Source organism: Mycobacterium sp. D16R24 (assembly GCF_002013385.1).
Taxonomy (GTDB): domain Bacteria; phylum Actinomycetota; class Actinomycetes; order Mycobacteriales; family Mycobacteriaceae; genus Mycobacterium.
Window position 1 is genome coordinate 1 of record NZ_MAEV01000027.1, and the last position, 11,872, is coordinate 11,872.

Annotated in this window: 15 protein-coding genes; 4 read left to right on the forward strand and 11 right to left on the reverse strand. The window is 63.4% G+C overall.

What is annotated here, in order from left to right:
* The first annotated feature begins 94 nt into the window (after positions 1–94).
* Positions 95–583 carry a flavin reductase family protein gene (locus B4383_RS21315; RefSeq protein ID WP_078293191.1) on the forward strand — a complete coding sequence of 163 codons (489 nt, stop codon included), beginning with the start codon at positions 95–97 and terminating at the stop codon, positions 581–583.
* Here the strand turns inward: B4383_RS21315 and B4383_RS21320 are convergent.
* Together B4383_RS21320 and B4383_RS21325 are read right to left on the reverse strand one after the other, a co-directional pair.
* Positions 580–1,014 (reverse strand): tautomerase family protein, encoded by a 435-nt coding sequence (locus tag B4383_RS21320; protein WP_078293192.1) that lies wholly within the window; start codon positions 1,012–1,014, stop codon positions 580–582. The genes B4383_RS21315 and B4383_RS21320 overlap by 4 nt on opposite strands.
* Before the next feature lie 28 nt (positions 1,015–1,042).
* Positions 1,043–1,738 carry an SDR family oxidoreductase gene (locus B4383_RS21325; RefSeq protein WP_078293193.1) on the reverse strand — a complete coding sequence of 232 codons (696 nt, stop codon included), beginning with the start codon at positions 1,736–1,738 and terminating at the stop codon, positions 1,043–1,045.
* Positions 1,739–1,827: 89 nt separating this feature from the next.
* Between B4383_RS21325 and B4383_RS21330 the strand changes: the two genes are divergently transcribed.
* Positions 1,828–2,295, forward strand: a complete 468-nt coding sequence (locus B4383_RS21330; protein WP_078293301.1) for a helix-turn-helix domain-containing protein — start codon at positions 1,828–1,830, stop codon at positions 2,293–2,295.
* A 25-nt stretch (positions 2,296–2,320) separates the two neighbouring features.
* Here the strand turns inward: B4383_RS21330 and B4383_RS21335 are convergent, their stop codons facing one another.
* From B4383_RS21335 to B4383_RS21370, 9 genes are all read right to left on the reverse strand, one after another.
* On the reverse strand, positions 2,321–2,617 hold the full coding sequence (locus B4383_RS21335; RefSeq protein WP_078293194.1) for a metalloregulator ArsR/SmtB family transcription factor: 297 nt from the start codon (positions 2,615–2,617) through the stop codon (positions 2,321–2,323).
* Positions 2,618–2,700: 83 nt separating this feature from the next.
* Complete coding sequence (locus B4383_RS26450) at positions 2,701–2,856, reverse strand: hypothetical protein (RefSeq protein ID WP_099051656.1); 156 nt, start codon at positions 2,854–2,856, stop codon at positions 2,701–2,703.
* A 74-nt stretch (positions 2,857–2,930) separates the two neighbouring features.
* Complete coding sequence (locus B4383_RS21340) at positions 2,931–3,539, reverse strand: SRPBCC family protein (protein ID WP_078293195.1); 609 nt, start codon at positions 3,537–3,539, stop codon at positions 2,931–2,933.
* Between the two features lie 24 nt (positions 3,540–3,563).
* A complete protein-coding gene (locus B4383_RS21345) occupies positions 3,564–4,310 on the reverse strand; it encodes a succinate dehydrogenase/fumarate reductase iron-sulfur subunit (protein WP_078293196.1) in 747 nt (248 codons plus the stop codon).
* A 1-nt stretch (position 4,311) separates the two neighbouring features.
* Positions 4,312–6,237, reverse strand: a complete 1,926-nt coding sequence (locus B4383_RS21350) for a fumarate reductase/succinate dehydrogenase flavoprotein subunit (protein ID WP_078293197.1) — start codon at positions 6,235–6,237, stop codon at positions 4,312–4,314.
* A gap of 36 nt (positions 6,238–6,273) precedes the next feature.
* A complete protein-coding gene (locus tag B4383_RS21355; protein WP_078293198.1) occupies positions 6,274–7,083 on the reverse strand; it encodes a hypothetical protein in 810 nt (269 codons plus the stop codon).
* Positions 7,084–7,135: 52 nt separating this feature from the next.
* Positions 7,136–7,408 carry a hypothetical protein gene (locus B4383_RS21360; RefSeq protein WP_078293199.1) on the reverse strand — a complete coding sequence of 91 codons (273 nt, stop codon included), beginning with the start codon at positions 7,406–7,408 and terminating at the stop codon, positions 7,136–7,138.
* Positions 7,409–7,518: 110 nt separating this feature from the next.
* Complete coding sequence (locus B4383_RS21365; protein ID WP_078293200.1) at positions 7,519–8,571, reverse strand: isocitrate/isopropylmalate family dehydrogenase; 1,053 nt, start codon at positions 8,569–8,571, stop codon at positions 7,519–7,521.
* Positions 8,568–10,028, reverse strand: a complete 1,461-nt coding sequence (locus B4383_RS21370; RefSeq protein ID WP_078293201.1) for an NAD-dependent succinate-semialdehyde dehydrogenase — start codon at positions 10,026–10,028, stop codon at positions 8,568–8,570. The genes B4383_RS21365 and B4383_RS21370 overlap by 4 nt, the downstream gene beginning before the upstream one ends.
* Positions 10,029–10,094: 66 nt before the next feature.
* On the opposite strand from B4383_RS21370, the gene B4383_RS21375 reads away from it, so the two are divergent.
* The gene (locus B4383_RS21375) at positions 10,095–11,372 is read left to right on the forward strand and encodes an aminotransferase class III-fold pyridoxal phosphate-dependent enzyme (protein ID WP_078293202.1); all 1,278 of its coding nucleotides are present in this window, start codon (positions 10,095–10,097) and stop codon (positions 11,370–11,372) included.
* Complete coding sequence (locus B4383_RS21380) at positions 11,372–11,866, forward strand: DUF3830 family protein (RefSeq protein WP_078293203.1); 495 nt, start codon at positions 11,372–11,374, stop codon at positions 11,864–11,866. Before B4383_RS21375 ends, B4383_RS21380 begins: the two co-directional genes overlap by 1 nt.
* Positions 11,867–11,872: the final 6 nt, after the last annotated feature.

The window sequence follows — 11,872 nt, forward strand, 5'->3', positions numbered from 1 at the left end:
CTCGGGCCGGGACAAGGTGACGCGAGCTACCTCGCCGTCGACGCGTAGGGTCACATGTGACGTCATGTAGCAAGACTAGAGGTGACATCCAGTTATGACGAGCGATACCACTTTGGATGCGGCGACGCTGCGGGAGGCGTTCGGGCACTTCCCGACCGGCGTGGTGGCCATTGCCGCCGAGATCGGTGGAACGCGAACCGGATTGGCTGTCAGCACATTTGTGCCGGTGTCGCTGGATCCGCCGCTTGTGGCGTTCTGCGTCCAGAACTCTTCGACAACGTGGCCCAACTTGCGGGTGGCCCCACGCCTGGGTATCAGTGTGTTGGGGGAGGCGCACGACGACGCCGCCCGCACCCTGGCCGCCAAGACCGGTGACCGGTTCGCCGGGCTGGACACCTCGACCACGGAGAGCGGCGCCGTATTCGTCGGTGGCACCACCGCCTGGATCGAGACCTCCATCCAGTCGGAGGTGCCCGCCGGTGATCACGCGATTGTCATCCTCAACATTCACGGGTTGACCGTGCATTCCGCGGTCGCGCCGATCGTGTTCCACCGCAGCAAGTTCCGTAAGCTGATCGGTTAGACGGGTGCCGGGTAGGGGCTGCTGCGGTTTGTTCGTGCCCATTCGCGTTCGGCGTCCGAACTCATCGGGGGCGGCACCAGCCCGTTGATCATCCAGAGTTCCTCGCTGGTCTCGTCGATGTGGAACTCCCAGTGCAGGTCCGCCCTGTCCAGGTGCGGGGCCAGGACCCGGCCGAGGTACTGGGTGATGCGCTCGCGCCCTGCCTTATCGGGCAGGGTGCGAGCGATGTGTTCCACGACGATCCGGACGGCGGTCCCAGTTTGTTCGCCGCCGACGTAGAAGTCGGACGGTTCAATCTCCTTGAACACCGTGACCACGTAGAACCGTGGGAGCCCCACGGTGACGTACACCTCGGTGATGCTCTTGGCCAGTTCGGATTTCTCGTTGTCGGAAAACACATGTGGTGTGTGGTAGATCGTCCAGAGGGGCATCTCGGTGGTCTCCTGGTAGGTGCGCGGACTAGTGACCGGGGCGGTAGGCGAGGTTCTCGACCGGCCCGGACAGCTGGGACTTGACCTGGGCGGTGAGATCGTCGGTCAGCACCTCGTTATCGCCCTTCTCCAGCGCATCGATGATGCGTGCCGCGATCACGCCGGGTGGTGTCTTCGGAACGTCAAGGGCGGACACCATGTCCGTGTCGATGAATCCGGCGTGCACGCCCAGCACGTGTGTGTGCTGAGGTTCCAGCTCCAGGCGCAGCGTGTTGGTCACCGACCAGATGGCTGCCTTCGACGCGCCGTAGGCGCCGGCGCCACCCAGCCACGAGAGCACCGAGTGGATGTTGACGATCGCTCCGCCGCCATTGGCCTTGAGGATCGGCGCGAATGCCCGGATGACCCGCAGCGGGCCGAACACGTTGGTCTGGAACGTCGCGTCGACTCGCTCGAGGTCGCCGGTGAGCAGGGAATCGGGATGCAGCACACCGGCGTTGTTGACCACGACGTCGACGTCGGTGAGCTCGCTGGCCAGGGCCTGCACCGAGGACTCGGAGGCTACCTCGAGCTGTTTGGTCGCCACCTGCTCGCGCGGATCCTCGAATGGTTGGCGGGCGGTGCTGTAGACCTTGCGGGCTCCGCGGCTCAGCACCTCGTCGACGATGGCGGCGCCCAACCCGCGGCGTCCTCCGGTGATCAGTACGACCTTGTTTTCCAGCATCCCTATCTCCTAACTAACGATTACGTTAGTTAGAACGCTAGCGACACTAGCTGAATAACGCAAGCATTAGTTATAATGGGCTGGTGACCATGGGGTTCGAGCGGCTGTTGCAGGACCGGTCCCGCTGGAACACCGATGCGTGTTCGATCGGGAAGGCCCTGGACTTACTGGGTACCAAGACCGCATTCCTGATCGTCCGCGAATGCTTCTACGGTTCAACCCGGTTCGACGAGTTTTCCGAGCGCGTCGGGGTATCGGCGCCGGCGGTGTCGCGTGCACTCAAGCAATTGGAGGCGGCGGGCGTCATCGAGAAGGTGCCCTATCGCGAGCCCGGCCAGCGGGAGCGAGACGGGTACGTGTTGACCCGGATGGGCGAGGATCTGCTTCCGGTGTTGCTGTCTTTGCTCAAGTGGGGGGACGAGTACCTGCAGGACGGGCGCAAGCCGCTAGAACTGATCGACAAGACGACCGGGCGGGAAGTCGAGGTACAGGTGACGTCCCGCCCGGGTCAGCAGGTGGGTGCGGAAGGTATTGAGGTTCGGTGGGCGGGCCGTTAGGTCACTGCCGCCAGTCGTCTCGCCACTAGGGCAAGTGGCGCTCCATCGCGTTCAGCCGGTCACTCCAGAAGTGTCGGTATGGGTCGATCCACTGGTCGATCTGGACCAGGCCGTCGGCGCGCAGCGCATAGATCCGGCGTTGCGCGTCCGGTTTGACCTCGACGAGACCCGCCTCGCGCAGCACGCGTAGATGTCGCGAGACGGTGGGCTGGGTCAGGCCAGGCAGTGTCGCGACGAGTTCCCCGGCGGTCCATTCGCCGCCGGCCAGGGCATCGAGCAGAATCCGGCGGCTTGGCTCTGCGACGGCCTCGAAAGCGTCCATGCATCGAGTATCGCATTTCATCTATATAGATACAATGCGATATAAGAAATCCGCTCCTGGTCCGTCCCTCGTGGCAGCGTTGCCTAGGGACGTTTGGCGAGTTCTTCTTGGTATCCGCGGATGCGATCGCGGAGTTCGCGTGCATCATCGGCGCGACCTTCGCGATCGGCAAGATCGGCGCGCAACGACAGCTCTTTGATGGCAGTGCGGATATCGGCCACGCTCACGGTGTCACCCATATTCCGATGCTGCCCGCATTGCGTGAAATGGGCATTGGCAACCAGCCACAAAGTCCGGGCCAACAACTTGGAGTTCAGCGGCGCCCGATGATGGCTCGGAGCTTGCCGATCTGCCATCGGGCGATGGGGCGAACGAAGGGGGCGGCCAGGCGCAGCGGCAGCCAACCGATCCACTTCGGGGTGCCACCCACGTGCCAGGTCAGCCGAGTGCCGCCCGTACCGTTGTCGGCTACCTCGAATATCTCTGCGGCCGAATCCAGAACCAGCGGAATGGAACACGCGGTGATGGTGACACCCAGAATGCGGCTGGGCTCATTGACGACGATCTGTTCGGCCAGTACGACGAAGGTGTTGACGAACGCGCGTTTGGTTCCCACCTCGCGCAGTGCTGTGCCGGCGTAGTCCACGCCGGTGGTGAACGGGGTCCAGCTCATGAACCGCTCGTCAAGCAGGGCCTTGAACACCTGATCGGGCGGATTGAAGAAGTCGCGCTGGACGGAGAGCGCGAAGGAGGCCTCGGAGTCCAGGTACTCGCGCAGCTGATCGGCGGCCACGGGGGTGAGGTTGAATCGCGCGGCGGAGATACCCCCCGCGGCAAGGATTGCCAGCAGGATCAAGCCCGCGACGGCACCTGCGGCTGCCAGGCAGACAGCGGCGATGACGATGACGAGCCAGGTTTCCATGCGTTTCTCCTATACCAAACCTGGCTAACGACGGAACAACTTGTTACCCAACCAGACAATCGGGTCGTACTTGCTGTCGGCAACGCGTTCCTTCATGGGGATCAGCGCGTTATCGGTGATGTGGATGCCCTCCGGGCACACCTCGGTGCAGCATTTGGTGATGTTGCAGTAGCCGAGGCCGAGTTCCTCCTGTGCCGCCTCGCGGCGGTCGGCGACGTCGAGCGGGTGCATCTCCAGCTCGGCTACGCGCATCAGATAGCGCGGGCCGGCGAAGGCCTTCTTGTTCTCCTCATGATCGCGCACCGCGTGGCAGGTGTTCTGGCAGAGGAAGCATTCGATGCACTTGCGGAACTCCTGTGACCGTTCCACGTCCTCCTGCTGCATCCGGTACTCGCCGGGCTTCAAGTCTTTAGGCGGGGTGAATGATTGGACTTCCCTGGCCTTTTGGTAGTTGAACGACACGTCTGTGACCAGGTCGCGAATCACCGGGAAGGCGCGTAAGGGGGTCACGGTGATGGTGTCGGACTCATCGAAAGTCGACATCCGGGTCATGCACATTAGCCGTGGACGGCCGTTGATCTCGGCCGAGCAGGACCCACACTTGCCGGCCTTGCAGTTCCAGCGCACCGCCAGATCTGAGGCCTGGGTGGCTTGGATGCGATGGATGATGTCGAGCACCACCTCGCCCTCGCTCACCGGAACGGTGTAATCGACGAGCTCACCGCCGTCATCATCGCCTCGCCAGACCCGGAGTTGTGCGTCGTAGTTCACGTCAGGATTTCCTTCCCGAATGTTCTGCCAGTTCTTCCGGCGTGAAGTACTTCTCCAGCTCGCCGATCTCGAACAGTTCCAAAAGATCTGGGCGCAATGGGATCTGGGGTTCCGGGGTGACAAGCACGTCGGGGACGGTCGGGTCGCCTCCGGTGGTGCTGCACACCAGGAGCGTCTTGCGCCAGGTGGCATCCATGTTCGGGTGATCGTCGCGGGTGTGTCCGCCGCGGCTCTCGGTGCGCAGCAGGGCCGCCTTGGCCACGCATTCACTGACCAGCAGCATGTTGCGCATGTCGATCGCCAGGTGCCATCCCGGGTTGAACTGCCGATGCCCCTCTACCGCAACGCGTTTGAAGCGCTCCTTGAGCTCGTTCAGCCTGACCAGGGCCTGCTCGACCTCTTCCTCCTTGCGGATGATGCCGACCAGGTCGTTCATCGCCTGCTGCAAGTCGGTGTGCAGGGTGTAGGGATTCTCGGCACCCTCGGCCGCGGGGTCGCCGAAGGGTGCCAAAGCAAGGACGGCGGCCTTGTCGACGTCGGACTCGGAGATCTGAGGACGAGACGTGAGCCCCTTGACGTATTCCGCGGCGCCCAGGCCGGCGCGGCGCCCGAACACGAGCAGGTCCGATAGGGAATTGCCGCCCAACCGATTTGAGCCGTGCATGCCGCCGGAGCATTCGCCTGCGGCGAAGAGCCCCGGCACCGTCGCGGCACCGGAATCGGGATCGACCTCGATACCGCCCATCACGTAGTGACAGGTCGGTCCGACTTCCATATCGTCTTTGGTGATGTCTACCTCGGCCAGTTCCTTGAACTGGTGGTACATCGACGGCAGCCGCCTCTTGATCTCCTCGGTGGGGATGCGCGAAGCGATGTCCAGGTAGACGCCTCCGTGCGGAGTGCCGCGGCCTGCCTTGACTTCGGAGTTGATGGCCCGGGCGACCTCATCGCGGGGCAGCAGATCAGGGGTGCGCCGCGCCGAGTCGTTGTCCTTGAGCCATTGATCGGCTTCTTCCTCGGTCTCGGCGTACTGACCCTTGAACACCGCGGGAATGTAGTCGAACATGAACCGCTTGCCCTCGGAGTTCTTGAGTACTCCACCATCACCGCGCACACCTTCGGTGACCAAGATGCCCTTGACCGAGGGCGGCCAGACCATGCCGGTCGGGTGAAACTGAATGAACTCCATGTTGATCAGCGTTCCTCCGGCGCGCAGCGCCAGGGCATGCCCGTCGCCGGTGTACTCCCAGGAGTTCGACGACACCTTGAATGACTTACCGATACCGCCCGTGGCCAAAACCACTGCGGGTGCTTCGAAGAGGATGAACCGTCCCGATTCGCGCCAATATGCGAAGGCGCCCGAGATTCTGGATCCGCCATCGCTGCTGTCCAAGAGCAAGTCGGTGACAGTGCACTCGGCGAAAATCTTGATACGGGCCTCGTAGTCACCGGTTTCGGCGAAGTCCTCCTGCTGCAGCGAGACGATCTTCTGTTGCATGGTGCGGATGATCTCCAGGCCGGTGCGGTCACCGACGTGTGCAAGCCGCGGATAGGTGTGGCCGCCGAAGTTGCGCTGGCTGATCCTGCCGTCCTTGGTGCGGTCGAACAACGCGCCATAGGTTTCCAGCTCCCAGACCCGGTCTGGAGCCTCCTTGGCGTGCAACTCGGCCATCCGCCAGTTGTTCAGGAACTTGCCGCCGCGCATGGTGTCGCCGAAGTGCACCTGCCAGCTGTCCTTGTCGTTGGCGTTACCCATCGAGGCCGCACAGCCGCCCTCGGCCATCACGGTATGTGCCTTGCCGAACAGAGACTTACAGATCACCGCGACCTTGAACCCCTGCTCACGGGCCTCGATGACGGCACGCAGGCCGGCGCCACCGGCACCGATCACGACGACGTCGTATTGGTGCCGTTCGAGTTCAGCCATTAATTAACCCCATTTGGTTGCGAATGGATGTGGTTGCTAACCAACAAATCTCAGGTCGGAGATGGTGCCGCTGGCTACCAGCATGACGTACAGGTCGGTGAGAATCAGCGTGCACAGCGTGATCCAGGCGAACAGCATGTGCCTGGTGTTGAGCTTGCTGACCTGTGTCCAGATCCAATATCGGACAGGGTGTTTGGAGAAGTGCTTGAGCCGCCCGCCGGTGACGTGCCGGCAGGAGTGGCAGGACACCGTGTACACCCATAACAGGACGACGTTGGTCACCAAGATCACGTTGCCTAAGCCGAATCCGAAGCCGCCGGTCTTCTCCGAATGGAAGGCGACGATGGCGTCGTAGGTGTTGACGATCGAGATGATCGCGGCGGCATAGAAGAAGTACCGGTGAAGGTTCTGCATGATCAGTGGCAGCTTGGTCTCGCCGGAGTACTTTGCGTGCGGCTCCGCGACGGCGCAGGCGGTGGGCGATTGCCAGACCGATCGGTAGTAGGCCTTGCGGTAGTAGTAGCAGGTCAGCCGGAAGGCCAAAAGGAATGGCAGTGAGACGAATGCCATGGGAATGAACCAGGGCAGATCGCCTACCCAATGCCCGAAGTGACTGGCCCCGGGGGCGCAGGCGGTGCTGACGCATGGCGAATAGAACGGCGTCAGGTAGTGATACTGCGGTACCCAGTACGCGCTACCCCAAAATGCCCGCACGGTGGCATAGATGACGAAGGTCGCCAGGCCGAGGTTGGTGAGTAATGGTGCTAGCCACCACTTATCGGTGCGTAGCGTGCGCTGCTGAATCTGGGCACGCGAAGGCGAGAAGACCCCGGTGGCTTGGCTCATCTGATTCCTTGCTCTTCGCGCAAGCGGGGGGTACCTCCCGCTAGCGGGGGCCTCATCGATAGCCCCCCACGCCTTCGTCGTCGATATCGCCCCAGAACTCCCGGTCGTATTCGGTGTCGGGGATCTGGATCTTCTCGTCGTTGCCATGGCGGTGTTCATGCGGTGAGAGGTCCAGGTCGGCGGCATCGATATCCAGCCGCTCCACGTCATTGACGATGCGGCGCACGGCCGGCAGGTCGCCGTACCGAGACTCCAGGGAATGGACACAGCGGCGCAGGCTGCCAAGTGCTTGGTTGAGCTCGGTGAGCTCCGTCTTCGTCGACATCGGACTCCTTGGGCTGAAGGTGTCGTGGATCACAGGCTACGACACCCATCTTGCCAGGACAGCCGAACGGGAGGTGACACAAGTCACTGATGTCTTTGGTTAATTCAGGATCACCGAGCGGATTCTGCGATTGCTGTGCCGAGCTGTTCGGTGGTGGCGGTGCCGCCGAGATCGGGGGTGCGGACGCGACCTTCTGCCAGTACTTGGTCGACGGCACGGCGGATCTTGTTCGCCGCGCCGGTCTCGCCGAGATGATCCAGGAGCATTGCCCCGGCGAGTATCTGCGCGACGGGATTCGCGATGCCCTGTCCGGCGATATCGGGCGCGGAGCCGTGTACCGACTCGAACATGGAGATGGCCGTGCGTTCCGGGTTGATGTTTCCCGACGCCGCGAGCCCGAGTCCGCCGGTGATGGCCGCCGCCAAGTCGGACAGGATGTCGCCAAAGAGGTTGGAAGCGACGATGACGTCCAGGCTTCCCGGGTCGCTGACCATGCGTGCGGCGAGGGCGTCGACATGCATCGACATGGACGGTATCTGTGGATACTCGGCCGCTACCTGATTGAAGATGCTGTCCCAGTACGGCATTGAATGAATGATGCCGTTGGACTTTGTCGCCGAACAGACCCGCAATCCTGTCGAGGTGGCCAGTTCAAATGCGTATCGGATGATCCGCTCACATCCAATGCGAGTGAAAACTGATTCCTGTAGTGCGAATTCGTGCTGGCTGCCGCGATTGTGCACGCCGCCAATGGTGGAGTATTCGCCCTCGGAGTTCTCGCGGACGATCACCATCGACAGGTCATCCGCGGACACTCCGGCAAGGGGCGAGGCGAGTCCGGGCAGCATGCGGACGGGTCGCAGGTTCACGTACTGGTTGAAGGCCCGCCGCAACGGGATCAGCAGGCCCCATAGCGACACGTCATCGGGAACGCCCGGATACCCCACGGCGCCAAGCAGAATCGCGTCGAACCCGGACAATATCGCGGGCGCGTTCTCGGGCATCATGGCGCCGGTCTTGGCGTATCTCTCGCAGGAGTAGTCGAATTCGGTCCATTCGATGCCTCCGCCGGTGGCGGCGTCCATCACCTTGGCCGCCTCCCGGGTCACGTCGACGCCGATCCCGTCACCCGGAATGGTCGCTACTCTCATCCGGGCGCTCATACGGCCGCACCGATGTACTTGGTCTCCAGGAACTCTTCGATGCCCGCGAAACCTCCTTCGCGCCCGATCCCGGATTGTTTGACGCCGCCGAATGGCGCGGCGGGAGTCGACCCGACGGGCCGATTCAGGCCCACCATGCCGGTCTCCAGTGCTTCCGACACACGCCATCCGCGACGGGTGTCGTTGGTGTATAGGTATGCCACCAAGCCGAATTCGGAGTCATTGGCGCGGGCGATCACTTCCTCCTCGGTGTCGAAGCTCGCTATCGCGGCAACCGGTGCGAAGATCTCGGTGCGCATCATGTCGCTGTCATCGGGCACGTCCGTCAGCACCGACGGGGGATAGAAGTAGCCGCTGCCGCCGGGCGCCTCGCCTCCCAATCGCACGGTGGCTCCCCGATTCTGGGCGTCCTTGACCAGCCGGTCGGCCTTGGCCACGGCGTCGGGGTCAATCAGTGGACCCACGTCCACCCCTGGTTCGGTACCGCGTCCCATGCGCAACGCGGAGAGTCGTTCGGTGAGTGCGTCGGTGAACGGTCCCGCGATAGCGCGCTGTACGTAGATCCTGTTGGCGGCGGTGCAGGCCTGCCCGATGTTGCGCATCTTTGCGATCAGCGCGCCTGCGGCAGCCTCTTCGGGGTCGGCATCGTCGAAAACGATGAAGGGTGCGTTTCCGCCCAGCTCCATGGAGGTGCGCTTGACGGTGGGGGCGCACTGCGCGAGGAGGTAGCGACCGACTTCGGTAGATCCGGTGAACGAGAGCTTGCGGACCCGGGGATCGGCCAGCAGGGGAGCCATGGCCGATCCGGGGTCGGCGGTGGTGATGACGGAGACCACCCCATCGGGAACTCCGGCCCGGCGCAGGATGCCGAGCAGGGCCAGCATCGACAGTGGTGTCTGCTCGGCGGGTTTGACCAGGCAGGTACAGCCCGCGGCCAGTGCGGGACCGATCTTTCGTGTCCCCATGGCCAACGGGAAGTTCCACGGAGTGATCAGCAGGCACGGTCCCACCGGTCGGTGCGTCACGATCAAGCGTGATCCGCCATCGGGTGCCAGCATCACGCCCCCGTCCTGGCGCACCGCCTCGCCGGCGAACCAGCGGAGAAACTCCGCCGCATAGGCGACCTCACCGCGCGACTCAGCCAGGGGCTTGCCCATTTCCAGGGTCATCAGCAGGGCCAGGTCTTCGGTGCTCTCGATCATCAGCGTGTACGCGCGCATCAGCACATCGGAACGCTGCTGCGGTGATGTCGAGGCCCAAGAGCGTTGTACCGCAACGGTATTGTCCAAGGCGGCGAGGGCTCTGGGGCCATCCATGTTGGCGACGTCGGCGAGCACTTCCTCGGTGGCAGGGTCGAGGACAGGGAAGGTGGGGCCGTGGCCGACCTGCTGGGCGAGTGCGGTGGCGATCACCGCGGTCTCGGTGGACAGGGGGGTAGACACTGTGCCGGGCTGCATGCCACCATGCTAGAGAGATTGTCAACAATCGACAATAATTCCGGATGTATCAAGGGAAGGGGCGCCGTGACTGTGGGTCTTCGCGCAAGCGGCTCATCCGCAACCGCGTTATCGCCCGTGCTCAAGCAGGCCACCTCGGTGGTGGCGGCGCGAGGCCAGGGTTGTTATCTATACGACGAAAGTGATCGTGAATACCTGGATTTCACCGCCGGTATCGGCGTAGTGAGCACCGGTCACTGCCACCCGCGCGTGGTAGAGGCTGCGCAACGGCAGGTGGCCACGCTGATCCACGGGCAATACACCACCGTGATGCACCGTCCGCTGCAGAACCTGGTGCGCCGCCTTGGCGACGTGCTGCCTGCGGATCTGGACTCGTTGTTCTTCGCCAATTCCGGCAGTGAGGCCATCGAGGCCTCTGTGAGGCTGGCGCGGCAGGCCACCGGTCGCCCGAATATTGTTGTCTTTCAGGGCGGATTTCACGGCCGCACGCTGGCCGCGGCAACCATGACGACATCGGGACCGCGATTCTCCTCGGGAATCGGGCCTTTGATGGCGGGTGTGTACACCGCACCGTTCCCGACGGCGTATCGATACGGCTGGAGCGAGACCGAGGCTACCCGGTTCGCGTTGCAAGAGCTCGACTACCTGTTCGCCACCGCGACGGCGCCGAATCAGGTGGCGGCGATGGTCATCGAACCGGTGCTCGGAGAGGGCGGGTACATCCCCGCCAACACCGAGTTCCTCGTCGGCGTTGCCGAGCGCGCCCGCGAGCACGGCATCCTGTTGGTGCTCGACGAGGTCCAGACCGGATTCGGCCGCACCGGAGAGTATTTCGGGCATCAGCATTTCGGCGTAACGCCGGATATCTTGGTGATGGCCAAGGGCATCGCCAGCGGTTTCCCCATCTCGGGTATCGCGGCATCTGCCGAGTTGATGGGGCGCGCCTGGCCCGGCTCACAAGGGGGTACCTACGGCGCCAACGCCGTCGCATGTGCGGCAGCGGTGGCCACCCTCGACGTGATCGACGAGGAACAGCTCGTCGCGAACTCGCGAGTGCGGGGCGGGGAGCTTCTCGATGGTGCGCGGAAGATCGCGGCCGAGAAGGGTATTGGCGGCGACGTGCGAGGAATGGGCTTGATGGTTGGCGCGGAGTTCAGTCAGGATGGCCGTCCCGCGCCGCAGCTGGCTGCCCGCGCGCAGGCCGCCGCCGCCGAGAACGGATTGCTCCTGCTCATGTGCGGACCGCACATGAATGTGGTGCGCATGATTCCGCCGTTGGTGGTGACGACCGACCAGATATCCGATGCGCTCGGCATCTGGAGCACCGTATTGGCAGGGCTGTGATGGACCGCTATATCTCGATCACGCTGACCAAGCGGGACATCACCTGTCGTGCGCGGCTCCTGGACGCCGAGGCACCGAGAACCTGCGACGCGGTGTGGAGTTCATTACCGGTCGTCGGTCAGGCCTATCACGCCAAGTACGCACGCAATGAGGTGTACACCCTGCTGCCCCCCTTGCTGCCCGCACCAGGCCGCGAGAACCCGACCGTCACCCCCATCCCCGGCGACGTGTGCTTCTTCGGTTTCGAACCGTGGGAGATCGGTAATCCCGCTTACGGATACGAGCCGGGATCGGAGGCGCATTCGGCGCAAGGCGCCACCGATCTGGCGATCTTCTACGGCCGGAACAATCTCCTGATCAACGGTGATGCCGGCTGGGTGCCCGGAAATGTCTTCGCGACCATCGAAGAGGGTCTGGCCGATATCGCGGCGGCCTGCCAGGACCTGTGGCTTACCGGGGTTCAGGGTGAGCAGCTGGCCTTCGCGCGGGCATAGCCTGTT

Excerpts from the sequence above, each read along its gene's own strand:
- B4383_RS21315 (WP_078293191.1), top strand. The coding sequence starts at position 95 with ATGACGAGCGATACCACTTTGGATGCGGCGACGCTGCGGGAGGCGTTC.
- B4383_RS21320 (WP_078293192.1), bottom strand. The coding sequence starts at position 1,014 with ATGCCCCTCTGGACGATCTACCACACACCACATGTGTTTTCCGACAAC.
- B4383_RS21325 (WP_078293193.1), bottom strand. The coding sequence starts at position 1,738 with ATGCTGGAAAACAAGGTCGTACTGATCACCGGAGGACGCCGCGGGTTG.
- B4383_RS21330 (WP_078293301.1), top strand. The coding sequence starts at position 1,828 with ATGGGGTTCGAGCGGCTGTTGCAGGACCGGTCCCGCTGGAACACCGAT.
- B4383_RS21335 (WP_078293194.1), bottom strand. The coding sequence starts at position 2,617 with ATGGACGCTTTCGAGGCCGTCGCAGAGCCAAGCCGCCGGATTCTGCTC.
- B4383_RS26450 (WP_099051656.1), bottom strand. The coding sequence starts at position 2,856 with ATGGGTGACACCGTGAGCGTGGCCGATATCCGCACTGCCATCAAAGAG.
- B4383_RS21340 (WP_078293195.1), bottom strand. The coding sequence starts at position 3,539 with ATGGAAACCTGGCTCGTCATCGTCATCGCCGCTGTCTGCCTGGCAGCC.
- B4383_RS21350 (WP_078293197.1), bottom strand. The coding sequence starts at position 6,237 with ATGGCTGAACTCGAACGGCACCAATACGACGTCGTCGTGATCGGTGCC.
- B4383_RS21355 (WP_078293198.1), bottom strand. The coding sequence starts at position 7,083 with ATGAGCCAAGCCACCGGGGTCTTCTCGCCTTCGCGTGCCCAGATTCAG.
- B4383_RS21360 (WP_078293199.1), bottom strand. The coding sequence starts at position 7,408 with ATGTCGACGAAGACGGAGCTCACCGAGCTCAACCAAGCACTTGGCAGC.
- B4383_RS21365 (WP_078293200.1), bottom strand. The coding sequence starts at position 8,571 with ATGAGCGCCCGGATGAGAGTAGCGACCATTCCGGGTGACGGGATCGGC.
- B4383_RS21370 (WP_078293201.1), bottom strand. The coding sequence starts at position 10,028 with ATGCAGCCCGGCACAGTGTCTACCCCCCTGTCCACCGAGACCGCGGTG.
- B4383_RS21380 (WP_078293203.1), top strand. The coding sequence starts at position 11,372 with ATGGACCGCTATATCTCGATCACGCTGACCAAGCGGGACATCACCTGT.